The 25,623-nt window shown below is 60.3% G+C and carries 26 protein-coding genes; 12 read left to right on the top strand and 14 right to left on the bottom strand.

Annotated elements, in window-relative coordinates:
• Positions 1–12 precede the first annotated feature (12 nt).
• The 4 genes from mnmG to ACM62R_RS15025 are packed head-to-tail and all read left to right on the top strand — an operon-like array spanning position 13 to position 4,199.
• On the top strand, positions 13–1,875 hold the full coding sequence (mnmG, locus tag ACM62R_RS15040; protein ID WP_415184861.1) for a tRNA uridine-5-carboxymethylaminomethyl(34) synthesis enzyme MnmG: 1,863 nt from the start codon (positions 13–15) through the stop codon (positions 1,873–1,875).
• On the top strand, positions 1,872–2,489 hold the full coding sequence (gene rsmG / locus ACM62R_RS15035; RefSeq protein WP_415184860.1) for a 16S rRNA (guanine(527)-N(7))-methyltransferase RsmG: 618 nt from the start codon (positions 1,872–1,874) through the stop codon (positions 2,487–2,489). Before mnmG ends, rsmG begins: the two co-directional genes overlap by 4 nt.
• Positions 2,482–3,306, top strand: coding sequence for a ParA family protein (locus ACM62R_RS15030; protein WP_415184859.1), 825 nt, complete (start codon positions 2,482–2,484; stop codon positions 3,304–3,306). The genes rsmG and ACM62R_RS15030 overlap by 8 nt, the downstream gene beginning before the upstream one ends.
• Positions 3,303–4,199 carry a ParB/RepB/Spo0J family partition protein gene (locus ACM62R_RS15025; protein ID WP_415184858.1) on the top strand — a complete coding sequence of 299 codons (897 nt, stop codon included), beginning with the start codon at positions 3,303–3,305 and terminating at the stop codon, positions 4,197–4,199. Before ACM62R_RS15030 ends, ACM62R_RS15025 begins: the two co-directional genes overlap by 4 nt.
• Here the strand turns inward: ACM62R_RS15025 and ACM62R_RS15020 are convergent, their stop codons facing one another.
• Genes ACM62R_RS15020 through rph form a run of 5 tightly spaced genes read right to left on the bottom strand, consistent with a single transcriptional unit; the run spans position 4,200 to position 7,406 of the window.
• On the bottom strand, positions 4,200–4,556 hold the full coding sequence (locus ACM62R_RS15020) for a YbaN family protein (protein ID WP_415184857.1): 357 nt from the start codon (positions 4,554–4,556) through the stop codon (positions 4,200–4,202). It abuts the gene before it with no gap.
• The gene (gene hemW, locus ACM62R_RS15015) at positions 4,553–5,707 is read right to left on the bottom strand and encodes a radical SAM family heme chaperone HemW (protein WP_415184856.1); all 1,155 of its coding nucleotides are present in this window, start codon (positions 5,705–5,707) and stop codon (positions 4,553–4,555) included. The genes ACM62R_RS15020 and hemW overlap by 4 nt, the downstream gene beginning before the upstream one ends.
• Positions 5,708–5,711: 4 nt before the next feature.
• Complete coding sequence (locus ACM62R_RS15010; RefSeq protein WP_415184855.1) at positions 5,712–6,086, bottom strand: RidA family protein; 375 nt, start codon at positions 6,084–6,086, stop codon at positions 5,712–5,714.
• A 1-nt stretch (position 6,087) separates the two neighbouring features.
• Entirely contained in the window at positions 6,088–6,696 is a 609-nt protein-coding gene (gene rdgB, locus ACM62R_RS15005) for an RdgB/HAM1 family non-canonical purine NTP pyrophosphatase (protein WP_415184854.1), read from the bottom strand.
• Complete coding sequence (gene rph / locus ACM62R_RS15000; protein WP_415184853.1) at positions 6,693–7,406, bottom strand: ribonuclease PH; 714 nt, start codon at positions 7,404–7,406, stop codon at positions 6,693–6,695. The genes rdgB and rph overlap by 4 nt, the downstream gene beginning before the upstream one ends.
• Positions 7,407–7,519: 113 nt before the next feature.
• Here rph and hrcA point away from each other — a divergent pair, with 113 nt between their 5' ends.
• Positions 7,520–8,584 carry a heat-inducible transcriptional repressor HrcA gene (gene hrcA, locus ACM62R_RS14995; protein WP_415184852.1) on the top strand — a complete coding sequence of 355 codons (1,065 nt, stop codon included), beginning with the start codon at positions 7,520–7,522 and terminating at the stop codon, positions 8,582–8,584.
• Between the two features lie 3 nt (positions 8,585–8,587).
• Positions 8,588–9,127, top strand: coding sequence for a nucleotide exchange factor GrpE (locus tag ACM62R_RS14990; RefSeq protein WP_415184851.1), 540 nt, complete (start codon positions 8,588–8,590; stop codon positions 9,125–9,127).
• Positions 9,128–9,185: 58 nt separating this feature from the next.
• Here the strand turns inward: ACM62R_RS14990 and mutS are convergent, their stop codons facing one another.
• Positions 9,186–11,831: a DNA mismatch repair protein MutS gene (mutS, locus tag ACM62R_RS14985; protein WP_415184850.1), complete on the bottom strand. Its 2,646-nt coding sequence runs from the start codon at positions 11,829–11,831 to the stop codon at positions 9,186–9,188.
• A 285-nt stretch (positions 11,832–12,116) separates the two neighbouring features.
• On the opposite strand from mutS, the gene ACM62R_RS14980 reads away from it, so the two are divergent.
• Together ACM62R_RS14980 and ACM62R_RS14975 are read left to right on the top strand one after the other, a co-directional pair.
• Positions 12,117–12,995 carry a PfkB family carbohydrate kinase gene (locus ACM62R_RS14980; RefSeq protein WP_415184849.1) on the top strand — a complete coding sequence of 293 codons (879 nt, stop codon included), beginning with the start codon at positions 12,117–12,119 and terminating at the stop codon, positions 12,993–12,995.
• Positions 12,995–13,690, top strand: coding sequence for a fumarylacetoacetate hydrolase family protein (locus ACM62R_RS14975; protein ID WP_415184848.1), 696 nt, complete (start codon positions 12,995–12,997; stop codon positions 13,688–13,690). The genes ACM62R_RS14980 and ACM62R_RS14975 overlap by 1 nt, the downstream gene beginning before the upstream one ends.
• 16 nt (positions 13,691–13,706) lie before the next feature.
• Here ACM62R_RS14975 and ACM62R_RS14970 read toward each other — a convergent pair whose 3' ends face one another.
• From ACM62R_RS14970 to tsaD, 5 genes are all read right to left on the bottom strand, one after another.
• Positions 13,707–14,414, bottom strand: a complete 708-nt coding sequence (locus ACM62R_RS14970; RefSeq protein WP_415184847.1) for a CbiX/SirB N-terminal domain-containing protein — start codon at positions 14,412–14,414, stop codon at positions 13,707–13,709.
• A 309-nt stretch (positions 14,415–14,723) separates the two neighbouring features.
• Positions 14,724–15,143, bottom strand: a complete 420-nt coding sequence (locus ACM62R_RS14965) for an EVE domain-containing protein (protein ID WP_415184846.1) — start codon at positions 15,141–15,143, stop codon at positions 14,724–14,726.
• On the bottom strand, positions 15,143–15,412 hold the full coding sequence (locus tag ACM62R_RS14960; protein WP_415184845.1) for a YciI family protein: 270 nt from the start codon (positions 15,410–15,412) through the stop codon (positions 15,143–15,145). The genes ACM62R_RS14965 and ACM62R_RS14960 overlap by 1 nt, the downstream gene beginning before the upstream one ends.
• 2 nt (positions 15,413–15,414) lie before the next feature.
• Positions 15,415–16,371, bottom strand: coding sequence for an NAD(P)H-dependent glycerol-3-phosphate dehydrogenase (locus ACM62R_RS14955; RefSeq protein WP_415184844.1), 957 nt, complete (start codon positions 16,369–16,371; stop codon positions 15,415–15,417).
• Positions 16,368–17,462, bottom strand: coding sequence for a tRNA (adenosine(37)-N6)-threonylcarbamoyltransferase complex transferase subunit TsaD (gene tsaD, locus ACM62R_RS14950; protein WP_415184843.1), 1,095 nt, complete (start codon positions 17,460–17,462; stop codon positions 16,368–16,370). The genes ACM62R_RS14955 and tsaD overlap by 4 nt, the downstream gene beginning before the upstream one ends.
• 72 nt (positions 17,463–17,534) lie before the next feature.
• On the opposite strand from tsaD, the gene ACM62R_RS14945 reads away from it, so the two are divergent.
• The 3 genes from ACM62R_RS14945 to ACM62R_RS14935 all read left to right on the top strand — a co-directional run bounded on the left by ACM62R_RS14945 (position 17,535) and on the right by ACM62R_RS14935 (position 21,154).
• Entirely contained in the window at positions 17,535–18,257 is a 723-nt protein-coding gene (locus tag ACM62R_RS14945) for a uroporphyrinogen-III synthase (protein ID WP_415184842.1), read from the top strand.
• 70 nt (positions 18,258–18,327) lie between these two features.
• Positions 18,328–19,635: a COG4223 family protein gene (locus ACM62R_RS14940; protein WP_415184841.1), complete on the top strand. Its 1,308-nt coding sequence runs from the start codon at positions 18,328–18,330 to the stop codon at positions 19,633–19,635.
• Positions 19,636–19,645: 10 nt separating this feature from the next.
• Positions 19,646–21,154, top strand: coding sequence for a heme biosynthesis protein HemY (locus tag ACM62R_RS14935; RefSeq protein ID WP_415184840.1), 1,509 nt, complete (start codon positions 19,646–19,648; stop codon positions 21,152–21,154).
• Positions 21,155–21,331: 177 nt separating this feature from the next.
• On the opposite strand, the gene ACM62R_RS14930 is transcribed toward ACM62R_RS14935, so the two are convergent.
• The gene (locus ACM62R_RS14930) at positions 21,332–21,907 is read right to left on the bottom strand and encodes a helix-turn-helix domain-containing protein (RefSeq protein ID WP_415184839.1); all 576 of its coding nucleotides are present in this window, start codon (positions 21,905–21,907) and stop codon (positions 21,332–21,334) included.
• Positions 21,908–22,109: 202 nt separating this feature from the next.
• On the opposite strand from ACM62R_RS14930, the gene ACM62R_RS14925 reads away from it, so the two are divergent.
• Positions 22,110–24,068 (top strand): FAD-dependent oxidoreductase, encoded by a 1,959-nt coding sequence (locus ACM62R_RS14925; protein ID WP_415184838.1) that lies wholly within the window; start codon positions 22,110–22,112, stop codon positions 24,066–24,068.
• 64 nt (positions 24,069–24,132) lie between these two features.
• On the opposite strand, the gene ACM62R_RS14920 is transcribed toward ACM62R_RS14925, so the two are convergent.
• Together ACM62R_RS14920 and ACM62R_RS14915 are read right to left on the bottom strand one after the other, a co-directional pair.
• On the bottom strand, positions 24,133–24,477 hold the full coding sequence (locus ACM62R_RS14920) for a cupin domain-containing protein (RefSeq protein WP_415184837.1): 345 nt from the start codon (positions 24,475–24,477) through the stop codon (positions 24,133–24,135).
• Between the two features lie 71 nt (positions 24,478–24,548).
• Positions 24,549–25,604, bottom strand: a complete 1,056-nt coding sequence (locus ACM62R_RS14915) for an ABC transporter ATP-binding protein (RefSeq protein ID WP_415184836.1) — start codon at positions 25,602–25,604, stop codon at positions 24,549–24,551.
• Positions 25,605–25,623: the final 19 nt, after the last annotated feature.

Raw genomic sequence — 25,623 nt, 5'->3', positions numbered from 1 at the left:
GGAGTGTTTCACGTGAAACATTTTGACGTCATTGTTGTGGGGGGCGGGCACGCTGGAACCGAGGCAGCCCACGCTGCGGCACGGATGGGCGTTCGCACGGCACTGGTGACGCTAAAGACAGGCGCAATTGGCGTTATGTCATGCAATCCAGCGATTGGCGGGTTGGGGAAAGGCCACCTAGTTCGCGAGATTGATGCGTTGGACGGTGTTATGGGCCGCGCCGCTGATCTTTCTGGAATACAGTTTCGACTGCTTAATCGGCGTAAGGGGCCAGCCGTGCACGGGCCGCGCACACAGGCCGACCGCAGAATTTACCGCGACGCAATGCAAAAGTTGACATTGGCGCAACCTAACCTAACGGTGATAGAAGGCGAGGTTGTCGACTTTCTGGGGGTAGCTAGCGAGATACGGGGAGTAATTCTGGCAGACGGCAGCGAAATCGCCGGGAAAGCGGTTGTGCTGACGTCCGGAACTTTTTTGCGTGGTGTCATTCATATTGGCCATTCCCAACATCCGGGTGGGCGCTTGGGGGATGCGCCGTCAGTCGCGCTAGCAAGACGCATGGAAGAGTTTGGCTTACCGGTGGGCAGACTGAAAACCGGCACCCCGCCGCGTCTGGATGGGCGTACGATTAATTGGGATATTCTTGAAACACAGCCGGGTGATGATACGCCCGTGATGCTGTCATTTCTGAACAAAAGCCCCAGTATCCGGCAAGTCGTCTGTGGCATTACACACACGAATGAGAACACTCATGATATCATACGCACGAACCTTGACCGCTCTGCGATGTATAGTGGAAAAATTGAAGGGGTAGGGCCGCGCTATTGCCCCTCGATAGAAGATAAGATCGTAAGGTTCGCGGATAAGGGATCGCATCAGATTTTTTTGGAGCCTGAGGGCTTAGACGACGACACGGTTTACCCGAACGGCATTTCGACCTCACTCCCTTTAGAGGTGCAGGAGGCCTATGTTCGCTCTATTGCTGGACTTGATAACGTTGTCATTCTTCAACCCGGCTATGCGATCGAATATGACTATGTCGACCCACGCGCATTACGACCGACATTAGCCCTGAAAGATGTTCCCGCACTCTTTCTTGCTGGACAAATAAACGGCACCACTGGCTATGAGGAAGCGGCAGCGCAAGGAATGGTTGCTGGATTGAACGCGGCACTTAGTATTCTTCAGCGGGATCCTGTGGTGTTTGACAGAACCAATAGCTACTTGGGTGTAATGATTGATGATCTGATTACACGCGGGGTGTCCGAGCCGTATAGAATGTTCACATCTAGGGCCGAGTTTAGATTGTCCTTACGTGCAGATAATGCGGATCAGCGCCTGACAAATCTGGGTGTGTCGGTGGGTTGTGTGGGTCCACGGCGGCGCCATGTGTTTACCGAGAAGATGGAGGCACTTGCGGCTGGTCGCGAAGCGATGGATCGCGCGATTCTTACGCCGAAGGAAGCCGCGGCACATGGTATCAGGGTAAATCAGGACGGCTCGCGGCGCAGCGCCTATCGTCTATTGTCGTTTCCGAATATTAATTTTGCAGCGTTGGCAGAAGCCCTGCCAGAGTTGGCGGAAATTCCCGAAGAGATCGCAGAGCAGCTCTCCAAAGAAGCACTCTATTCAAGTTATGTCGAACGCCAGCATTCGGATGCGGCTGCCATTCGGAGGGATGAGGCCTGGGTGATACCGGACGGCTTTGATTTCGCGCAGTTGGTTGGATTATCCAATGAGATCAAGGATAAGCTGATGCACGCACGACCGCAGACCCTGGGGCAGGCCGGGCGCATGGAAGGGGTGACGCCAGCGGCGCTCATGCTTATTTTAGCACGTTTGAAGCAAGAGAAACGGGCGCGGATCGCATGACCGGAGCCGAGGAGTTCGCCCGCCAGATCAATGTTTCACGTGAAACATTGGAAGGCCTAGGCCACTATGAAAACCTGCTGAAGCGGTGGAACCCGTCCGTCAATCTTGTCTCCTCAAGTTCCCTGCGCGAGGTGTGGAGCCGGCATTTCCTTGATTCTGCGCAACTTTTCTCGATAGCAGACATCGCTCAGGGGCATTGGGTCGACCTGGGCAGTGGCGCGGGATTTCCAGGCCTCATAATCGCCATCCTTACGAGGGATACCGGACCTCGGGTTACTCTGATCGAAAGTGACCAACGTAAGTGTGCTTTTCTGGCAACCGTCGTGCGCGAATTGGGGCTAGACGTCCAAATTCTGCCGAATCGGATAGAGAAGGTATCACCACAGCATGCCGATGTTCTTAGTGCTCGTGCGTTGGCCCCACTCTCCAAGCTGCTGGCCCATGCAGAACGCCACCTGTCCCCTACAGGAACCGCAGTTTTTCCGAAAGGGGAGAGATGGCAATCTGAGGTTTCTGATGCACGAAAGCACTGGACGTTTGACGCGGAAACCTGTCCAAGTCGTACCGAACCGGCAGCGGTTGTGCTGAAAATCAAGGGAGTCAGACGTGTCTGATCTTACGCGCCCGCCGGGGCCCAGAATCATCGCAATAGCAAACCAGAAGGGTGGCGTGGGTAAAACCACCACCGCCATAAACCTCGCGGCTGCGCTTGCGGAGGGTGGATGTCGTATTCTGCTTGTCGATCTTGATCCTCAGGGAAATGCGTCAACGGGATTGGGTGTTGAGCCTACGGATCGCCGGCTGACCACATATGATCTATTGATTGATGATGCGCCCCTTGCAGAGGTTATCGTCGCGACAACTGTGCCTGGTCTTTGGCTTTGCCCTGCAACGACTGATTTATCTTCGGCGGATATGGAGTTGGTCTCGAACGAAAAACGCAGTTTTCTTTTGCATGACGCACTTCGTCAGTTGGCGATTGACGAATTCGCGTTTGATATCGTGCTGATCGATTGCCCGCCTTCTCTTAGCTTGCTGACGGTGAATGCGATGGTCGCGGCGCATTCGGTATTGGTCCCGCTTCAGGCAGAGTTTTTTGCGCTCGAAGGGTTGTCGCAATTGATGCTGACAATCCGCGAGGTACGCCAAGGCGCTAATCCGAACCTTCGAATCGAGGGGGTGGTTATCACGATGTATGATGTGCGTAACAACTTATCACAACAGGTAGAGGCGGATGTTCGCGCCACCCTGGGAGAGATCGTGTTTCGGACAATGATCCCGCGGAACGTAAGAGTGTCAGAGGCACCGTCTTATGCGCTACCGGTGCTGAATTATGATAGCGCGTCGCGCGGGGCCGTGGCGTACCGTGCCCTGGCAAAAGAGCTTATGGCGCGTCATACCGCCAACAATCGGGAAAGGACCACCGCATGACCGAGAAAAAAATCGAGCGCCGTGGGCTAGGGCGCGGACTATCTGCGTTGATGGCCGACGTAAACCTCGTTTCGCCCTCGGCTGATGCACCGCTACGTCGGGTTGAACAGCGAATCCCTGTCGAGCAATTGGAACCAAACCCCGATCAGCCACGCCGCGATTTTGAACCAGACGCGCTTGAGGAACTGGCCGCGTCAATCCGCGAAAAAGGCGTTATTCAGCCGCTTATTGTGCGTAAGCACCCAAAAAAAAATGATTTTTTTGAAATCGTCGCAGGGGAACGGCGTTGGCGCGCGGCGCAGATTGCCCAACTTCATGATCTTCCCGTCGTCGTTCGAGACCTGGACGATATCGAGGTGCTGGAAGTCGCGATTATTGAAAACATTCAGCGGGCCGACCTGAATTCCATCGAGGAGGCCATGGGTTACCGCCAGCTGATGGAGCGATTCGGCCATACTCAGGAACGACTTGCCGAAGCGCTGTCAAAAAGCCGCAGTCATATTGCCAACTTGATGCGGCTGTTGCAGTTGCCCGATGAAGTCCAGATCTGGGTTCGTGAAGGACAGCTAAGCGCAGGCCACGCCCGCGCGCTGATTACCAATGAAAACCCGGTGAAATTAGCCCGTGAGGTTATCGCTAAAGGTCTATCGGTGCGCGAGACGGAACGATTGGCAAAGGCGGCGGGCGAACCCGCTGCCAAACGGGCCGGCGGTGGCGCCGGAAAGGCCGAGAAGGACGCCGATACGCGCGCCTTGGAACTCGACCTATCGGCTAACCTTGGTATGCGTGTCGTTATTGACCACAAGGGCTTGGATGGGGGTCATCTAACGATCACCTACAGATCGCTGGATCAACTGGATGAACTGTGCCAAGTCCTTAGTACGTCGCGCTGATCAGCTGTTGGGTCGTGTCCAAATGAAGACGGCGACACCCAGCAGTGTCGCGCCCTGAATCGCAAGAATCAGAGGCCGCAGCCCAAGCAATACTGAAATTCCAAATGTCCCCGCCATGGACACTGTTGCCAACCACTTCGCGGGCTTGGAAATGGCGCCGCGTTCGGACCAATTTGCGATTGGAGGACCAAACCGCGGATGGGTCAGCAGCCAGTGATGCAGCCTCTCGGATGAACGGCCAAAGCAAAAGGCGGCTAACAGCAGGAAGGGCACTGTTGGCATGATCGGCAGAAAAACTCCGATAAAGCCCAGGGCCAAGGACGCGACGCCCCCAACCAGCCAAAGCGCCCGCCTCATGGCATCAGTTCGCGGATTACTGCGTTCAAAACAGCGCGGCCGTTGCGGGTCGCACGCAGTCGTTGGCCGTCAATCTCAATCATCCCAATATCCTGCAGTTGTGTCAGCGTTCCGCGCCTGAATGGAATGCCTGACAGGTGGGTGTAACGGTCCATATCTAGTCCAGCTCGCAAACGCAGCCCCATCATCAGGTATTCAATGCTCTGGTCGGGTAGGCTGACCGCTTTGCGCAGCGACTCGCCGTTGCCGGCTTTTTCGACCTGTGTCAGCCAGCCAAGCGGCGATTTTGGGGTATCGGTCGCCAGTCTTTGGCCCTTCAACGTCAGGCGCCCGTGGGCGCCGGGGCCGATGCCTGCGTAATCGCCTGCGCGCCAATAGATCAGGTTGTGGCGGCTTTCAGCGCCGGGGTGTGCGTGGTTTGAAACCTCATAGGCAGGAAGGCCCGCCGCTTCGCAAATATCCTGCGTCATCAGATACATATCGGCTGCCAGATCGTCCTCGGGCAGGCCGCGTAGGCCGCCCGCGGCGTGGCGCGCGCCAAAGGCGGTGCCGTCCTCGATTGTTAGCTGGTAAAGGGAGAAATGGTCGATCGCCATGGCAAGCGCCTCGGTCAGTTCAGCCTTCCAATCGGCAAGGGTCTGATCTTGCCGTGCGTAGATCAGGTCAAAATTCACGCGCGCAAACACTGACCGGGCCGTTTCAAAGGCCGCACGGGCCTCGGCCACGCTATGCAGGCGGCCCAGACGCCGCAGGTCGGCGTCATTCAGCGCCTGAACGCCCATCGAAATCCGGTTGACGCCGGCATCGGCATAGCCGCGAAAGCGGCCCGCCTCGACCGAACTGGGGTTGGCCTCAAGCGTGATTTCGACGTCATTGGCCTGGGGCCATGTGGTGCGGATACGGTCGATAATGGCGTCGACCAGGGCCGGGTCCATCAGCGACGGCGTGCCGCCACCAAAGAACACCGTGTTGAGGATGCGGCCCTTGGTCTGCGCGCCAAGGCGGTCAATCTCGGTCAGGTAGGCTTTGCGCCAACGATCTTGGTCGATTTCGGTGGCAACGTGGCTGTTGAAATCACAGTAGGGACACTTCGATGTGCAGAACGGCCAGTGCAGATACACCCCGAAACCGCCATTTTGCCAGTCTTCCATCGGATCAGCCTTTAAGGGCGGTGACTTCAATCTCCACCTTCATTTCGGGGCGGATAAGGCCCGCAATAACCATCGTGGCCGCGGGGCGAATGTCGCCCAACGCCTCGCCCAAGGCGGGGATCAGCGCATCAACCAATGCAGCGTCGGTGACAGTGTATTGCACGCGCACCACATCTTCCATCGTAAAGCCGCCCTGCTTCAAAGCCCATGCAATGGTGGCAAAGCAGTTGCGCGCCTGATCCGCGATATTATCTGGCATGACCATCGTGGCATAATCATACCCGGTGACGCCGGACACAAAGCACCACGGCCCTTTCACGACGGCGCGGGAATAGCCCATGGCCGCCTCAAACGGGGAGCCGGTGGATATGCGTTGCATGTCAGGCCTCAAAACAGGTGACGAGTTTGCGAAAGGCGTCGGCGCGGTGGCTTATGGTGTTTTTCAGCGCGGGGTCCATTTCGGCAAAGGTGATGTCGTGGCCGTCAGGTTGGAACATCGGGTCATATCCGTGGCCCTGCTGGCCGCGCATCGGCCAGACGACCTGACCCTCTGCCTTGCCTTCAAACACCTCATCATGGCCATCGGGCCACGCTAGAACGAGGGTTGAGCGAAAGCGGGCGGTCCGGGGGAAGGCGGCGGAAACCGTCTCTAACTCGGCCCAAGTGCGGGTCATTGCCTGAACAAAGTCGCGCCCGTTCGGGGTTTCGGCCCAATCGGCGGTGTAAACGCCGGGCGCGCCATTCAGCCCGTCAACCTCTATCCCGCTATCGTCAGACAGGGCCGGAAGGCCGGTGGCCTTTGCGGCCGCGTGTGCCTTGATGCGCGCGTTGCCGACAAAGGTGGTTTCGGTTTCCGCCGGTTCGGGCAGGTTCATCGCGGCAGCGCCGACGCAGGTGATGCCGAAGGGCGCCAGCAATGCGCCGATTTCCTCAAGTTTGCCCGCGTTATGGGTCGCCACCAAAAGCGTTTTGCCCGAAAACTTTCTCATGCGATGGCGACCTTTTGCGCGGCGACAAGATCTTGAATCCCGGCCTCGGCCAGATCCAGCAATTGCCCCATTTCATCGCGCGAGAAGGTCGAGCCTTCGGCCGACATCTGCACCTCGATCAGGCGGCCGCGACCGGTCAGGATAAAGTTACCGTCGGTGCCGGCCTCTGAATCTTCGGCGTAGTCCAGATCCAGCAACGGCTGGCCCGCGTAGATGCCGCAGGAAACCGCAGCGACATGATCAACCAGCGGGTCCGAGGTGATCATTCCGGCCCTTAGCAGCCGGTTCACCGCGATCCGCAGCGCAACCCAGCCGCCGGTGATGGACGCGCAGCGGGTGCCGCCGTCGGCCTGTATCACATCGCAATCGACCACGATCTGGCGTTCGCCCAGGGCGCTACGGTCAACCCCCGCCCGCAGGGCGCGGCCGATAAGGCGTTGAATTTCCTGCGTACGGCCGGATTGCTTGCCGGCTGCCGCCTCGCGCCGGTTCCTGGTGTTGGTCGCACGGGGCAGCATGCCATATTCCGCCGTTACCCAGCCCAGACCACTGCCTTTCAGGAACGAGGGCGCCTTGTCCTCGATTGTGGCGGTGCACAGTACATGGGTGTCGCCCATCCGGATCAGGCATGATCCTTCGGCGTGTTTGGTTATGCCGGTTTCAATTGAAATCGGGCGCATTTCGCTTAGAGTCCGGCCTGAGGGGCGCATAAAATGTCCTTTCCTGAGTTTGGTTCAATTACAGGCCGCGCGCCTACCGATGCAACCCCGATTGACGCCCCGGCCCAAGCACCGTTAACTCGGGCAGGTATGGGAATTTGTGAATGACTGACGGTATCAAAGTCTTATCCGAACTGAACGACCGCTCGCGCGAAGTATTTCGGCGGGTGGTTGAGAGTTATCTGGATAGTGGTGATCCGGTTGGATCGCGCACCCTGACGCGCAGCATGAACGAAAAGGTTTCCGCCGCCACGATCCGCAACGTGATGCAGGATCTGGAGTATATGGGCCTGCTGGATAGCCCGCATGTTTCAGCCGGGCGAATCCCCACCCAGTTGGGGCTGCGGATGTTTGTTGATGGGCTGATGGAGGTAAGCGAGCTTGCCGCCGCTGACCGCGAACGGATTGATGCGACAATGGGCGGCAATGTGCCCGGTGTCGGCAATTTGCTGGACAGGGTGGGGGCAGCGCTGTCGGGCATTACCCAAGGGGCCAGCCTTGTGCTGACCCCCAAGCACGAAGCGCCGGTGCGCCACATTGAATTTGTCAGCCTTGCACCTGACCGCGCCCTGGTGGTGCTGGTTTTTGCGGATGGGCAGGTGGAAAACCGCGTATTCACCCCGCCCTTGGGTCAAACACCGTCTTCCATGCGTGAGGCGGGGAATTTTCTGAACGCGCTGGCCGAGGGGCGCACCCTGTCCGAGCTACAGGCGCATATCGCGCGCGAAATTGTCGTCCGTCGGCAAGAGCTGGATGTCTTGGCGCGAAATCTGGTCGAGAGCGGGCTGGCCTTGTGGGAAAATGAGGGAGAAAGCTATGAGCGCCTGATAGTGCGGGGCCAGTCGAACCTGATTGGCGGCGCCGAGCTGGATCTGGACCGGGTGCGGAGCCTCTTTGATGACCTCGAACGTAAGCGCGATATTGCCGAATTTCTGGATCTGACCGAGGCGGGCGAGGGTGTGCGCATTTTTATCGGCTCAGAGAACAAGCTTTTTTCACTTTCGGGTTCCTCTCTGGTGGTCTCTCCCTATATGAACGCTGATCGAAAGATCATCGGTGCGGTCGGGGTCATCGGGCCCACGCGGCTTAACTATGGCCGGATCGTGCCGATTGTGGATTATACGGCGCAGCTGGTCGGACGAATGCTGTCAGGCCGGGGCAAGGGGTAGACGATGAGCGAGATGAAGAAAGACGAGATTGCCGAAGATCAGGCGCAGATCAACGAAACCTTCGATGATGGTTTTGATGAGGTCGAGGCGCTGCGGGCCGAACGCGATGAACTTCGCGACCGCTTCATGCGGGCGCTGGCGGATTCGGAGAATATCCGCAAACGCGGCGAGCGTGACCGGCGCGAGGCCGAACAGTATGGCGGCAGCAAACTGGCCCGCGATCTGCTGCCGGTCTATGACGCGCTTCGCCGGGCGCTGGAAGCCGCGGGCGAGGAACAGCGCGCCGCAGCCGAAGGGCTGATCGAAGGGGTAGAGCTGACCCTGCGCGAACTGCTGCATGTGTTCACCAAGCACGGGGTAGAGCCAGTCGCGCCGCAGGTGGGCGATGCCTTTGACCCGCAGCATCACGAAGCGATGTTTGAGGCACCGGTGCCGGGCACGCGGGCAGGTGACATCATTCAGGTGATGAATGAGGGCTTTTTGTTGCATGATCGGCTGTTGCGGCCGGCGAAGGTGGGCGTTTCGTCCACACCAAAAAGCTGACGGCGCACCGGGGGCTACACGCCCCCGGATCCTGCTGCGGTTTTTGCCAGCGTGAAGGTCAGTGTGGGCCTGTCAGGGCCTTTAGCTCATAGAGCGCGGCAAGGGCCTCTTTCGGCGTCATTTCATCAGGATGCAGCGCGTTCAGGCAGTCTTCAATCTTTGATGATGCCTTGGGGGTGGGTGGCGGCGCTGCGGGGGCAGTGCGGAACAGGGGCAAATCGTCGATCATTGCCTGTTTGCGTGCCGACCCTTCGCGTTCGCCGGTCTCCAGCGCCTCAAGAACCGCGCGGGCGCGTTCGATGACCGAGGGCGGCAGCCCGGCAAGGCGCGCAACCTGAACGCCATAGCTGCGGTCTGCCGCGCCCTTTTTGACCTCATGCAGGAAAATCACCTCACCTTCCCATTCCTTGACGGTGACGGTTGCGTTTTCAACGCCGTCAAGCTTGGCGGAAAGGGCGGTCATCTCGTGGTAATGGGTCGCGAATAGCGCGCGGCAGCGATTAGCGGCATGCAGATGCTCCATCACGGCCCAGGCGATCGAGAGGCCATCATAGGTGGCGGTGCCGCGGCCGATCTCATCGAGGATGACCAAGGCACGGTCGTCGGCCTGATTTAGAATCGCGGCGGTTTCGACCATTTCCACCATAAAGGTGGAGCGCCCGCGGGCAAGGTCATCGGCGGCACCGACACGGCTGAAAAGCTGGCTGACAAGGCCGATATGGGCGCTGCGAGCGGGCACAAAGCTGCCCGCCTGCGCCAGAAGGGCGATCAGCGCGTTTTGCCGCAGGAAGGTGGATTTGCCGGCCATGTTCGGGCCGGTCAGCAGCCAGATTGCCGGGGTTTCGCCGCTGGTCAGGGCGCAATCGTTGGCGATGAAGGGCTCGCCGGTGCGTCTCAATGCGGCTTCCACAACGGGGTGGCGGCCGGCCTCGATCTGGAAGGCACGGCTGTTATCGACACGCGGCTCTACCCAGTCTTCGCCTGCCGCAAGATCGGCAAGGGCGGCGGCAAGGTCAATTTCAGCGAGCGCGCGGGCGGCATGGCCGATAGGGCCGGAATGGGCCAGTATCGCCTCTTTCAGGCTGGAATAGAGCCGCTTTTCAATTTCAAGCGCATGGTTCCCGGCGTTAAGGATACGGGTTTCCAACTCGGATAGGGGCAGGGTGGTAAAGCGCACCTGATTGGCGGTTGTCTGACGGTGGATGAAGGTTTCCGATAGAGGCGGGGCGAGCATCTTTTCGGCGTGGGTTGCGGTTGTTTCGATGAAATAGCCGAGCACGTTGTTATGCTTGATCTTCAGGCTGGGGATCCCGGTTTGGGCAATATAGTCGGCCTGCATTCCGGCGATGACACTGCGGCCCTCGTCCCGCAGGCGGCGGGTTTCATCCAGTTCGGCGTCGTAACCGGCCGCAATAAACCCACCGTCGCGCGCCAAAAGCGGCGGTTCGGCAATCAGGGCGGCGTCCAGAAGGGCAACCAAGGCGTCATGGCCGATAAGGGCGGTGGCAGCCGCGACCAGAACGGTAGGGGCGTCGCGTGCTGTCAGCCGCGCGGCGATGTGGCCCGCCTGTTCCAGCCCGTTGCGGATTGCGGCCATGTCACGCGGGCCGCCCCGGTCCAGGGCCAGCCGCGACAGGGCACGGTCCATATCGGGGCAGCGGCGCAGATCGGCGCGCAGATCTTCGGACAGGCGGGTTTCATCCAGCAAAAAGCGGATGGCTGCGTGGCGCGCGTGAATCTGGGTCAGATCGCGCGACGGGGCCGACAGGCGACGCTCCAGCAGCCGCGCACCGGGCGCGGTGACGGTGCGGTCAATCGCTGCCAGCAGCGAACCCTCACGCCCCCCCGAAAGCGCCTGCGTCAGTTCCAGGTTGCGCCGGGTTGCGGCGTCAATCTGCACGGCGGTGCCAGCGTCTTCGCGTTGCGGGGGGCGCAGCAGGGGCAGTTTGCCGCGCTGTGTCAGGTCAAGGTAATCCGCGATGGCGCCCATGGCCGAAAGTTCGGACCGGGAAAAGGTGCCGAACGCGTCCAACGCATCAACGTTGAACAACGCCTTCAGCCGTTTTTCCGCGCCTTGGCTGTCAAAGGCGGACCGTGCCAACGGTGTCAGGGCCGCGCGCGATTCAGACACTATTTCGGCCAGTTCAGCCTCTTTCGTGTCGCTGACCACGACTTCGCGCGGGGCCAGGCGGGCCAGCTCGGGGCCGAGGCGGGCCAGCGGGCAGGGCATCACGCGAAACTCGCCGGTTGAAATATCAACCCAGGCCAGCGCGGCATCGTCACGAACCTCGGCCCAAGCGGCAAGGAAATTGTGGCGACGCGCCTCAAGCAGCGATTCCTCGGTCAGGGTGCCGGGGGTAACAAGGCGAACCACATCGCGCGCGACGACGGATTTGGAGCCGCGCTTTTTTGCGTCGGCGGGGTCTTCCATCTGTTCAGCGATGGCCACACGAAAGCCTTTGCGGATCAGGGTCAGCAAATACCCTTCGGCGGAATGGACCGGAACGCCGCACATGGCGATGTCTTGCCCCAAGTGCCGCCCCCGTTTGGTCAGCGCAATATCGAGCGCCGCCGAGGCGGCGACGGCATCGTCAAAGAACATCTCGTAGAAATCGCCCATCCGGTAGAACAGCAAAGCGCCGGGATTAACGGCCTTGATGCCCAGATATTGCGCCATCATCGGTGTGACAGTGTCGTCAGCCAAACCCAATCCCCCATTTTGCCCGACCCTACAAAACCGTACCGCGCGGGAAAAGCGCCAAATCAACAGGGCTGGTCTGTCGTGGTCAGGGCAAAAGGAATTGCCCGGCTGTTCCAAGGGGTTGCAAAGCCAATCTGGGCCGTTTCAACGGCATCGGCTGCACGGGCATTTCGAACACGGTGGCGATTGCGGCGTGCAAATTGAGGTGGCGGCGTTAGTCTGGTGCGGGCGGGGCTTTGCGCTCGTATTTCTCTGAAATATCAGACCCGAGAAGGAAAGGCAGTTGGCGTGACGATCTATAACCTGGGGTCTATCAACATTGATCACTTCTATCGGGTGCCGCATCTGGTGCAGCCGGGCGAGACGTTGACAGCGAAAACCTATTCGATGGGGCTGGGCGGCAAAGGGGCTAACCAATCGGTGGCAGCGGCCCGCGCGGGGGCTGTGGTGCGCCATATTGGCGGCGCCGGGCCAGAGGGCTGGGCTGTTGCGCGGTTGGAGGCCTTGGGCGTCGATTGCCGATTTGTCGAGCAGGTATCGGCGCCGACCGGCCATGCCATCATCTCGGTAGATGATGCCGGCGAAAACACGATCATCCTTTACGCCGGCGCGAACCGTGAATTTGCCCTGTCAGGGGTTACGCTGGCGCTGGCAGGGGCTGGGGCGGGTGATACATTGCTGATCCAGAATGAGACCGCGCATCAGGTGGCCGCCGCCCGAATGGCGCGGGAACGTGGAATGAAGGTGATCTATTCGGCGGCACCGTTTGACGTGGTGGCGGTGCAGGACGTTTTGCCCTATGCCAGTCTGCTCGCGCTGAACGCGGTTGAGGCAGAGCAGCTTTCAGCAGCGTTAGGCACTGTTTTGGCCAACCTGCCGGTGCCCGAAGTTTTGGTAACGAGAGGCGCGCAGGGGGCAGAGTGGTGCGATTTACGCAGTGGTCGCAGCGTGGTTCACCCCGCGTTTCCGGTTGAAGTGATTGATACGACCGGGGCCGGCGATACGGTCGCGGGGTATTTCGCCGCCGCGCTGGATGAGGGCCTGACGGTGCAAGCCGCGTTGCGGTTGGCCACGGCGGCGGCTGCGCTAAAGGTAACGCGGGCCGGCACCGCAGACGCAATACCGACGCGTGCCGAGGTTGAAGCTTTCTTGAAAGGAATGGGCTGATGGGATGGATTTTTGAACCGGCGCAGACGATCGCTGTGCCGGTCGAGGGTGAAGTAGCACAGTTTCCGGTGCGTAGGGTGTTTTGCGTGGGGCGAAACTATGTTGAACACGCCCGCGAGATGGGCAATGAAGTGGACCGCGAAGCGCCGTTCTATTTTACCAAATCCGCCCAAGCGGTCGTGGCAACCGGTGCGACGGTGCCCTATCCACCCGGCACGTCGGACTATCACCATGAAATGGAGCTGGTGATCGCAATCGGCGCCCCGGCGTTCAAGGTTTCGGCTGGGCAGGCGCTGCGGTGCGTTTACGGCTATGCGGCCGGGCTGGATATGACGCGGCGCGATTTGCAGACGGCCTCCAAGAGCAAGCGGCGGCCGTGGGACACGGGTAAGGACTTTGAAAATTCTGCCGTAATCGCCCCAATCCGCCGGGCGGAAGAAGTCGGAGCCATTGGTCCGCAGCGAATTGCGCTTAGCGTGAATGGCCAAATGCGGCAAGATTCCGTGCTTTCTGATATGGTCTGGTCTGTGCCTGAAATCATCAGCCACCTGTCGACGCTGTATCACCTTATGCCGGGCGACCTGATTTATACTGGCACGCCTGCCGGTGTGGGGCCGGTGGGGCCGGGCGATGTGATTGAGGGTACTATTGACGGGCTGGCGCCGATACGGCTGATGGTGGGCGCGCCCGATTAGCGAGAGACACGTTCTGTCAGGCGGGTGGTTGGCTGGCTGATCTTTTCAGCGCGGCGGCAATCAGGGCGGGGACCGAGGGGTGTTCGCCAATGGCGTCCAGCAGGGGGCCGGCGAATCCGGCCTTGGCAAGCGCATCGGGGATATCGCCCTCAACGTGGCCCGCGCGCAGGGCGAAGAACGGCAGGCACAACGCCGGTGTCTGAAGTCGGGCAACATCGGCCAGAAAGGGGGGCTCCTCGATCAGGCCGACGCGGATATCGGCAAAAGGGGTCAGGTCGCGCAGGGTCTTGGCCATCGCATAGCTGCTGTCTTTAGATTTGCGCGCAACTTTGGAGCCATGCGCGGCAAGGATCAGCGTAGTAGAATTGGGGTCTATTCCACCATCTTTTGCCGCTTTTATGGTGGTCTGCGCAATTAGTGCGGGTAGATGGGGGTCCGTTCCGAATGGCCGTATTTGTGTGCTAAGGCCACCCCCCGCCAGTGCCACGCGACGGGGAAGCTCGCGCCCGGTGAACCAGCCTTCCGCCATGAAAAACGGATAGATCAGCGGCGCGGTCATGCCCTGAAGCGCTGCTTCAAGCGCACCGGGCTTGGCCAGCGTGGCGCCGCGGATCAGCCAATCCGGCAAGAGGGCGCCCACGGCTTTGGCAAGGGCAGCTACGGCATCATTCTGCGGATTGGGGTTGCTGGGTGCGCCGTGGGCGACGATCAGGGCTTGGGGCATTTCGCGCTCCTTTCACGGCCAAGCTAGGGGCTTTGGCGGTCAAGGCAATGCCTGAAATCGGGTGGCGTTGATGGTGTGGTCCGCGCTTGTTGGCCCCCGCGTTAACAAATGTTTAGTATAACACATTGAAACCACATCGAATTGTAGGAACTGTTTGCTTGTGGGGAATCATCCACCGCGCTAGAACGGTTGCACAGGCTAGGACGGCCAAGACCGAATAGTTTCACGTGTGGTGCGTAGGGGAGCACGTGGGGTGGTGAAGGGTCTTGGTAGGGGTGCCAGGACCCTTCATGTTTTGGGGGGCGTGCGCTATGGTTCCACCCCGCCTAGTTCGCAGATCATCCGCCATTCTTCCTCGGTCACGGGCTGCACGGACAGACGCATGGATTTGACCAAGGCCATTTCCTTCAGGCGCGGATCGTTCTTGACCTCGGCCAGAGTAACGGAGCGGGCCAACGGACGAACGGCACGAATATGCACGCAATCCCAACGCGGGTCATCGGTGGTGCTATCGGGGCGCGACTCGGCGCAGACCTCGACAATGCCTACAATTTCCTTGCCGATGTTGGAGTGGTAGAAAAACCCCTGATCGCCGATCTTCATCGCGCGCATGTTGTTGCGGGCAAGGTAGTTGCGCACGCCGTCCCATTCTTCGCCCGCATCACCCTTGGCGACCTGATGATCCCAACCCCAGACATCGGGTTCCGATTTGAAAAGCCACTTTGCCATTAGCCGATTACCTTTTTCCATTCGCTCACGCGGACGCTTTCAAACAGACCGGCGGCTTTGTAGGGGTCATTTGCGGCCCATGCCTCGGCCTCGGCAAGGCTGTCGGCCTCAACCACAACCAGCGATCCAGTCATCTGACCGTTTTCAATGAAAGGACCAGCAAGGCGCACGATACCAGTTTGGTCGATATAGGCCAGATGGGCGGCGCGGGTATCAAGCCGGGTTTGAAGCGCACCGGGTTTATCTTGGCAGATGATGGCGAAAAGCATTGTCACTCCTGTTTCAGGGGGCGAGAGAGAAGCGCCACGATTGCCTCGGCCACGGTGATCTTCTGGTCAACCAAAGCTGAAACCATCGTGGCAATCGGCATATCTATTGCGCGCGATTTGGCCAGAATAGACACTGCTTTGGCGGTTGCGGCACCTTCGACGGTGGTGCTGGCGTCAAAGCTTTCGTTCGCGCCAAGCGCATGGCCATAGCGGAAATTCCGCGACTGGGCAGAGGTGCAGGTCAGCACCAGATCGCCAAGGCCCGACAGCCCTGCAAGCGTTTCGGGCCGCGCCCCGAAAGCGGTGGCAAGGCGGTTCATTTCCGCAAAACCGCGCGTCATCAGTGCAGCGCGCGCCGAGTCACCTAGCCCCGCGCCAATCACCACCCCCGCCGCAATCGCCACCACGTTTTTCAATGCGCCACCCAGTTCGGCGCCAATCGTGTCGGTCGTACGGTAAAGCCGCAGGGTGGGTGTTGACATCTGCGTCTGCAACGCCTCGTTGTCGTCAGTGCAGGCAAGGGTCAGGGCGGTGGGCAGGCCCCGCGCGATATCAGCGGCAAAACTGGGGCCGGTCAGGATTGCAGCATTTGCCGCCGGGCAGGCGGCGCGGATCAGGGCGGTCGGCCCCTGCCCGGTGGCAAGGTCGATCCCCTTCGAGCAGGCAACAAGGGATTTCCCGTCCAACAGGGCAGCGTGCTGCGCCAGAAACCCGGCCATCTGCTGCATCGGAATGGCCAGCAAGACCACCTCGGCTACGCAGGCGGTAGCGATTTTTGCGGTCACGGTAATGTTTTCCGGCAGGGTTACGCCGGGCAAGCGGCGGGTATTCCTGCGGCTGGCGGTAAGGTCTGCGGCTTGGGCCGGATCGCGCGCCCATAGCGTGACGGGGCCGTTCTTTGCCAGCGCGACCGCAAGTGCGGTGCCAAACGCGCCAGCGCCAAGAACCGAAATGCTCATGCCTTCGCCCCCTTTTTACCAGCACCCAGCATTGCCGGGGCGTGTTGATCCAGTGGCCAGCGCGGCCGGGCTGAAAGGTCCATCCCGTCACGCGCGCCTGATTGAAACCGTTCGATCCCGGCCCAGGCGATCATCGCGGCGTTATCCGTGCAAAGCGCCAGCGGCGGCGCAAGAAAACGAACCTCGTTTTGCGCGGCGACGGTTTCTAACCGCGCGCGAATAAGCGAATTTGCGGCGACCCCACCGGCTACGGCAAAAACCGGGCTGGCGGGCGTCAGCGCCATATACTCGGCCAGCGCGCGGCGTGATTTTTCGGCCAGAACGTCTGCAACTGCCGCCTGAAAGCCTGCACATAGATCGGCGCGGGTCTGGCGCGGCAGACCGCCATGGATAGCCAAAACCCCATCGCGGGCGCGCAGCAATGCCGTTTTGAGACCCGAGAAAGACATGTCGCAACCGGGCCGGTCCAGCAGCGGGCGCGGAAGGGGAAAGTGTTTCGGGTTGCCCTGCTGCGCCTCGGCCTCGACCGCAGGCCCGCCGGGTTGCGGCAGGCCCAGTAGCTTGGCCGTTTTGTCAAATGCCTCGCCGGGGGCATCGTCGATAGTGCCGCCAAGACGGGTGAAATGGTCGACGCCATGCACAATCAGAAACTGACAATGGCCACCGGAAACCAGCAGCATCAGATAGGGAAAGGCCACTGCGTCGGTTAGCCGCGGGGTCAGCGCGTGACCCGCAAGGTGATTTACCCCAACCAGGGGCAGGCCAGATCCAGCCGCCAACCCTTTGGCGCACATCACCCCCGAAAGCACGCCGCCAATCAGCCCCGGACCCGCTGTTACGGCAATGCCGTCCAGCGCGGTCAGTGGCGTATCGGCCCGCAAAAGCGCTTCCTCGATGCATAGATCCAGCTTTTCGGCATGGGCGCGGGCGGCTAGCTCGGGCACTACGCCGCCATAGGCCGCATGCAGTTCTGTCTGACCCGCGACGACCGAGGAAAGGATCTGCGCGCGCCCGCCCTGCAAGCGAACGATAGCGGCGGCGGTATCGTCGCAGCTTGATTCAATTCCAAGAAAGGTCAGTATCTGTGTCATGGTCTGCCGGTTGCGCGAGGTCCATATCGCAGGTAACACCGGGGGGATGATCGCACAATCCCGAGGGTGCCAATGCCCGACCAGCGACCGACCCTGCTGCTGACTCGCCCCAAGCCGGAATCTGACCGGTTCGCGGAGGAATTTTGCAAGCGATTCGGCGTGGGCTGGCCGGTGGTCATCTCCCCTTTGATGAAAATTATAGCACTTCACGCCGAAATTCCGGCAGAAGCTGCTGATGCCTCGCTGGTGTTTACCTCAGCCAATGCCGTGGCGCCGTTTGTGGCGCTTTCACCGGCAGCGGGACGTCGGGCCTATTGCGTGGGCGACAGAACGGCACAGGTGGCAGCGGATATGGGGTTTGATGCCATCGCCGGGCCGGGTGATGCCGAGAGGCTAATTCCGCTGATCACTGCCCAAGCCACCGGCAAACTGATCCACGCCCGAGGACGCCATACCATTACCAATTTGGCCGAGCGCTTGAATTTGGCCGGCATAGAGACATACGAGGCATTGGTTTACGATCAACTGGAACAACGTCTGACTGGCGCTGCCCATAAGGCACTCATGGGTCCCCGTGCGGTCATTGTGCCAATTTTTTCACCGCGAACCGCGCGGATCTTTGTAGGACAATTTGACGGGGCCGCGCAGGTATTGCACTTTGCTGCGATCAGCGCAGCGGCGGCTCAGCCGTTGAACACGCTTTGCCCCGCCCGGTTGGAACTCGCGCCGACGCCGGATGCACCGGGAATTTGGCTCGCGCTGGCGCGGTTGCCAGGGGTTGGCGTGGCGGGTTGAGCCGGGCGCGCCATGTGACTAGATTATATGAGGCAGCGCAATTTCGCGCGGTATTTTTGGAGGGATTGACGTGGCTAAGCCGAAAACACCAAAAGCGGAGCTGGCCGAGCAACCCGATATCATCGTGACGCCTGAAACCAAAGCCCCCGATGAAACCATTACCGCCGATGACGTGAACACCTCTGATAAGGCGGATATTCCTGATGACACCATTGGTACCGATGAGGCCAACACCCCCGCTGATCCGCCAGTAACGTCAGAACCCGATCAGCCGGTGCAAAAAGCTGCTCCGCCCTCGCCTGCCCCTGAACCCGCGACACCACCCAAAATCACGGCCCCCGCCGCTCCACCTAGGCGCAGCGGATTTTTCTCGATGCTTTTGGGCGGCATTGCCGCCGCAGCGATTGGCGCTGGTGGCGTAATCTATGTACTGCCAAAGCTGCCGCAGGGATGGGTGCCGTTGCCGAAGGCAGCACAGGTGGATGAGGCCGCGTTGCGCGCCGCAATTTCCGAGAATACGGCGCAGGCTACCGCCTTGGCCAAAGACGTTTCCGCGTTGAAAGCCGCACCCGCGCCGCAGCAACCTGACCTTTCTGCGATCGAGGCGGCTTTGGCCGATGCCGCACAGCGCGCCGACACCTTGGCGCAGTCTGTTGCCGCCTTGGACGAACGGGTAAGCGTTTTGGAGAAACGCCCCGTTGCCGGTGGGGCGGCCTCGGATAGCGCGCTTGAGGCGTTCGGGCGCGAAATGGATGATATGCGCGCGCTTATCGCACAAAGCCAGGATAGCTCAGCCGCCGCCCAGGCACAGATTGCCGCCGCCGCCAAAGAGGCCGCCGCACGCATTACCGCAGCCGAATCAGAGGCGGCCGCAATGCGCGCCGAGGCCGAGGCATCCGCCAGCCGCACGATGGCGCAGGCCGCGCTGGCCCGGCTTGCCGCGGCGCTTGATAGCGGCGGGTCCGCGGAATCTGCGCTGACAGATCTGCGGGCAGCCAATGTCACTATCCCCGACGTGCTGACGGGCGATGTTCCCAGCCTGCCTGCGCTTCGCATCGCCTTCCCCGAGGCGGCGCGCACGGCGCTGATCGTATCTCGCAAGGTGACGGCGGGTGACGGAACGATGGATAAACTAGGCGCATTCTTAATGGCACAAACCGGTGCGCGTTCTTTGGAACCGCAAGTAGGTGACAGCCCCGACGCCGTCTTGTCGCGCGCCGAAGCGGCACTCGCCTCGGGCGATGTGGCCCAGGCCGTGGCCGAGATTTCGGCCCTGCCGCCCGAAGGGGGCGCCGCGATGGCCGATTGGCGCGCGATGGCCGAAAAACGCCTTTCCGCAACCACCGCTTTGGCCGATCTGGCCAAAAGCCTGAACTGAGGAGGCTCGTATGGTCTGGTCGTTCGTCAAGATCGCTCTGTTTTTGGTGGTTGTCGCGGGGTTGACGCTGGGTGCCGCGCATCTGGCTGAAAGCGGTGAGGGTATCCGAATTGCCGTTGCCGGAATGGAATTCACCCTGGGGCCGTTGCAGGCCGTCATTGCCGCGCTGGTTTTGTTTGCGGCGGTGTGGCTGGTGATCCGGGTGGTGGGGCTGCTGGTTGCGGTGCTGCGCTTTATCAACGGTGATGAAACCGCGATCAGCCGCTATTTTGACCGCAATCGCGAACGCAAGGGCTATGAGGCGCTGGCGGATGGCATGATGGCCGTTGCCTCGGGCGAGGGGCGGATTGCCTTGTCCAAGGCGGCGAGGGCAGAAAAGTTTCTGGGTCGGCCGGAACTGACAAACCTGTTGTCGGCACAGGCCGCCGAGGTGGCGGGCGATACGAACAAGGCGGCGAAAATCTATAAACGCCTTTTGGCCGATGACCGGACCCGGTTTGTCGGTGTTCAGGGCCTGATGAAGCAAAAATTGGCCGAGGGTGATACCGTCACGGCGATGAAGCTGGCGGAAAAGGCCTTTGCGCTGAAACCCAGACATGAAGGGGTTCAGGACGTTTTGCTGAAACTTCAGGCCGAAAGCGGCGACTGGAAGGGCGCGCGCGGCGTTTTGGGCAAAAAGCTGCGTCAAGGCCTGTTGCCGCGTGATGTGCATAAACGCCGCGATGCCGTTCTGGCCCTGCAAGAGGCCAAGGGCGTGCTGGATGAGGGCGCCTCGATCGAGGCGCGTGAGGCGGCGATTGCGGCCAACAAGGCCTCACCCGACCTGATCCCGGCGGCGGTGATGGCGGCGCACAGCTATATTGAAAAGGGCAGCGCAAAACACGCCGCACGGGTGTTGCACAAGGCGTGGGAGGCCCAACCCCATCCGGATCTGGCCGCCGCCTATGCCGCAATAGTCCCCGATGAGGCGCCCGCCGCCCGGTTGAAACGATTCGAGGCGTTGTTGAAACTACGCCCTGAGGATGCCGAAACCCGCCTTTTGCGGGCCGAGCTGAACATCGCTGCCGAAGATTTCCCCGCAGCCCGCCGCGCGCTGGGCGATTTGAACGAAACACATCCTACGGCGCGGTCGCTGACCATCATGGCGGCGGTTGAACGCGGTGAAGGGGCAGATGATGCGGTGGTCCGTGGCTGGTTGGCGCGGGCGCTGATTGCAAGCCGGGGGCCGCAATGGGTTTGCGACAAGTGCCAGAATATTCATTCGGATTGGGCACCGGTTTGCGATAATTGCGGCGGGTTTGACACGCTTTCCTGGCGCGAGCCGCCGCAGGGTGGCCGCCCTGCGCTAAACGGCGCAGAAATGCTGCCTTTGATTGTTGGCATCCCCGGCCGTGATCCCGCGCCCCAAGCGCACCCCAAAACCCAATTGCCAGAGACAATTGAAGAACCCAAGGCGCCCACACCAGAACCCGAAGCGTTTGTTGATCCGGTGGAATTGGCGCGCGACATGAAAACTTAGGTGTTTGATGCCCCTCTGTAGGGGTGCCAATCCCATTATCATCAGGCGGCGTGCATTTTGGCGCGCCGTAAAAACACTGCTCGGCCGTGGTGTTGTTTGATGCCCGCAAAAGTATTCACTGCCAGCCAATCAGACCGGTCCAATGTTCAATTGGCTAAATAAGCTGGAAGGCCGCTTCTAATAGCTGGGGGGGCTGATCGCCCAGATTATCACGGTCTCTACTTTGCCGGGGTTGCGGTATCGGTGCGGCTCGCGTGATGAAAAAGAGCAGCTATCGCCCGGCCCCAGCAAAAAGTGACGCTTGCCAACCCAGATCTCCAATGCGCCTTCCAGGACAAAGCCCACCTCGTCACCGTCGTGGCTATAGGCCTCGCTCGCTTCGGTCCCGGGGGGCATACGAGTGTAGATCATTTCGACCTGGAGGTTGAATTTCGGGGTCAGCAGTTCATCGACGACCCCGCGTTCGTATTGCACACGCAGCCGATTGCCTTTGCGTATGACGTAACCGCGTTCTGCCACGGGGGCTGTGTCTTCACCGGCAAAAAACCATTGCACCGTCACCTCAAGGTGGCGGGCAATCGCGACCAGCGCGTTGATTGACGGATAGGCAAGGCCGCGTTCCACCTGGCTGATATAGCCGACCGATAGCCCGCAACCCGCAGCCAGCTGCGCCAGCGTCAGCTTTCGCCGTTTACGCAACGCGCGGATACGGTCACCCAGAATGGGGCTGTCATGGTTGGGCGATTCGGCCATGGCCTGCCTTTCGTTAAGGGTGAACCCATTGGTGCGGCTATCCGGGTCTGGGCGTGCGGTAAATCAGAGATGTCCTGCTGCAACTTCGATCACAACATAGAATATGATCGCTAAATTCATCAATAGTAAAAAAAAATGATTGATTTTTACTGTCACTTGATCTTGAAGTTGGTTTGATCACCGCAATCTGGATGAACAGATCATGACCACAGCAGCCTTTCCAAACCTTTTTGCGCCCCTGAAGATCCGCGGCGTGACGCTAAAGAACCGCATCATGTCCACGGGTCACGACACAACGTTGCCAACCGATGGTACGGTGAACGATGCGTTGATTGCCTACCACGAGGCACGTGCAAAGGGTGGCGTGGGCCTGATCATTTCGCAGGTGGCGGGCGTGCACGAAACGGCGCGCTATACCTCGCATCTGCTGATGGCAACTGACGACGGCTGCATTGCCGGGTATCGCCGCCTTGCCGATGTGTGCCATTCGCATGGGACGGTAATTTTTTCGCAGTTGTTCCACCCCGGCCGTGAGATCATGGAAACCGCGAATGGGATGCTGGCGGTGGCCTACTCTGCCTCGGCCACCCCGAATGAGCGGTTCCATGTCATGCCGCGCGCGCTGAATCAGGCGATGATTGATGAGATCATTGCGGGCTACGCCGCGGCGGCGCGCCGGATGGCGGAAGCCGGTATGGATGGGGTCGAGTTCGTGGCCAGCCACGGGTATCTGCCCGCGCAATTCCTGAACCCGCGGGTGAATCGGCGCACCGATGTCTACGGGGGCAGCGATGAAAACCGGCTGCGCTTTTTGCGAGAGGTCTTGACACGAATCCGCGCTGAAACGAACGAGAATTTCGTGGTCGGAATGCGTATCAGTATGAATGAAAGCGACGAGCAGGGGCTTTCTGCGGATGAGGCGCTTGCAGCTTGCCGTGCGTTAGAGCCGCTTTTGGATTTTGTAAACCTGACCATCGGCACATCGGCCTCGGTCGGGGGGGCGGTTCATATTGCGCCGCCGATGGCCTACCCCAGCGGCTACACCGCCGCAGATTCGGCCACCTTCCACAAGGCGTTGCGCATCCCGGTTTTCATCGTTGGCCGGATCAACCAGCCGCAAGAGGCCGACGCAATTATCGCTAGTGGCAAGGCCGATGTTTGCGGCATGACCCGTGCGCTGATCTGCGATCCGATGATGCCGGTAAAGGCCGAAGATGGGCGGTTTGATGATATCCGCGCCTGCATTGCGTGCAATCAGGCCTGCATAGACCATTTCCATCGTGGCCTGCCTATTTCGTGTATTCAACACCCTGAATCGGGGCGCGAACTAACCTTTGGGCATCTTGCGCCTGCCGCGCCGCGGCGACGCATCATGGTGATTGGCGGGGGGCCAGGTGGGCTGAAAGCTGCCAGCATTGCCGCAAAGCGTGGCCATGATGTGACCCTGTTCGAGGCGACGGGTCAATTGGGCGGGCAGGCATTGATCGCGCAATTGGTGCCGCGACGGGCCGAGTTTGGCGGTATCGCCACCAACCTCGCGCGTGAGGTTGAATTGGCAGGCGTTACCGTCCGCAAGAATACCAGGGTCACGGCAGATGTTGTGCGTGAATTTGCACCTGATGCGATCATCATGGCCACCGGGGCTACGCCCTACCGCCCCGAGTTTGAAACCGACGGCGCAATGCAGGTTGTGACCGCGTGGGAGGTGCTGCGCCGCGAGGTGACAACCGGCGGCCGCGTGGTGATTGCCGACTGGCGTTGCGATTGGATCGGCCCCGGTCTGGCCGAGATGTTGGCCCTTGAGGGGCGGCAGGTTGATCTGGCGGTCAACGGGCTGCACGCCGGAGAGGTTTTGCCGCTCTATGTGCGTGACAACATCGCGGCCGAATTACACCGAAATGCCGTGCCGGTCACGCCTTACGCCCGCCTATACGGGACCGACGGTGATACCGTTTACATGCAGCATACCGCCAGCGACCTGCCGATAGTTTTTGAGGGTGTCGATACACTGGTGTTAAGCATGGGCCACCGCCCGGATGACGCGCTATTGGCTGAAATTGCGCCGCTCTGCCCTGAAATACACCAGATCGGGGATTGTCAGGCGCCGCGCACAGCCGAAGAGGCGGTTTATGAGGGGTTGATTGCGGGAACCCAGGTTTAAGGGTCTAAACCAGCCCTTCCTCGGTATAAAGGGGGCGCAAACAACTGCGCCCCCTGATGTTATTTCAGATGCTGACGAAGACCTTTTTAACCGTCTCAATGGTGCGCCAGGTGCCGCGAAAGTTTGGCCGCACCACGATGGTATCGCCCGCCTGATAGGTGGCGCTTTCGCCGCCCTCTTCGGTGATCTCGACCTTGCCTTGCAGCAAGGTGAACAACTCCCATGTCTGGTTGTCGCGGATCATCTTATGGGTGCCGGGGGTTGCTTGCCAGATGCCGGATTGCACGGCGCTATCCTCGATCATCCAGGTGGTGAAGACCGGATTGCCTTCTAGCAGGCGGTCGGGTGTGGGGTGCGATACGGTGCCTTCACCCAGGCCTTCGGGGTCGATACGTGTGATCAGGGACAAACCATTGCTCCATGCTTCTTAAGGGTCCGCCGCCCAGTGAAGGCGGCAGGAAAATTGAGGGCCGACCGATGTTAGCCGACCAGCGTGCAGCCGTCTGGCGTGAAAGAGATCGTCACGGATTCGCCATCGTCGAAAATACCCGAACGCGCCGCGCCGTAAGCCAGAAATTCGGGCGCACCCTCAACCGCGAGCGTATAAAGCGCGCGATCCCCCGAGTAGGTGGAATGCAGCACCCGTGCCGGCAGCCCGATTGCACCATGGGTTGCGGGTTCGCGGGTTACGGTCAGATCTTCGGGACGGATCAGAAGGTCGGCAGGGCCCCCTTTGCGGGCGCACCCCGGTAGCGCCAGTTCAACGCCATGGCCCCGAAATATCGCAACGGTCTCGGACCGGTCCAGAACGCCTTCCAGAATGTTCGATTTGCCAACGAAATCGGCCACGAAACGGCTTTTGGGTTGGCGGTATAGCTCAAACGCGGTGCCGAACTGCTCGATCCGGCCCTGATCCATGACCGCGATCCGGTCGGACATGTGCATTGCCTCTTCCTGATCGTGGGTCACGTTAATGAACGTCGTCCCTAAGGAGCGGTGAATATCGCGCAGCTCTTCTTGCAGATCGGTCCGCAGTTTCTTGTCCAATGCGGACATTGGTTCATCCAAAAGAAGCAGATCGGGCTTGAACACCAGCGCCCTGGCCAGCGCCACCCGCTGTTGCTGCCCGCCCGACAGCTCGTTTGGGCGCCGATTCACAAAGCGGCCCAGTTGCACCAGATCCAATATCGCGCTGACGCGTTCAGCAATCTCTGCGCGGCCTACGCGCCGCACCCGAAGCGGGTAGGCGATATTGTCGAACACGGTCATATGCGGAAACAGCGCATAACCCTGAAATACCAATCCAAAGTTGCGTGTTTCTGGCGAAAGCTTGGTCACATCCTGCCCATTGAGGGTGATTGCCCCCGCTGATACCGGCTCAAACCCCGCAAGAATTTTCAAAAGCGTGGTTTTCCCGGACCCCGAGGGGCCAAGAAGGGTCACGAACTCGCCGGTGCCAACCGATAGCGAAACATCGAAAAGGGCTTGGGTTGCGCCGTAAAACTTGTTGATGTTCTGGATCTCAAGAGCGGCCATGTATTCCTACCATCGAATT

This window comes from Phaeovulum sp. (assembly GCF_047638075.1).
Lineage (GTDB): Bacteria > Pseudomonadota > Alphaproteobacteria > Rhodobacterales > Rhodobacteraceae > UBA6197.
Note: the sequence above shows the minus strand (reverse complement) of the source record. Positions and strands in the feature narration are given on the sequence as shown.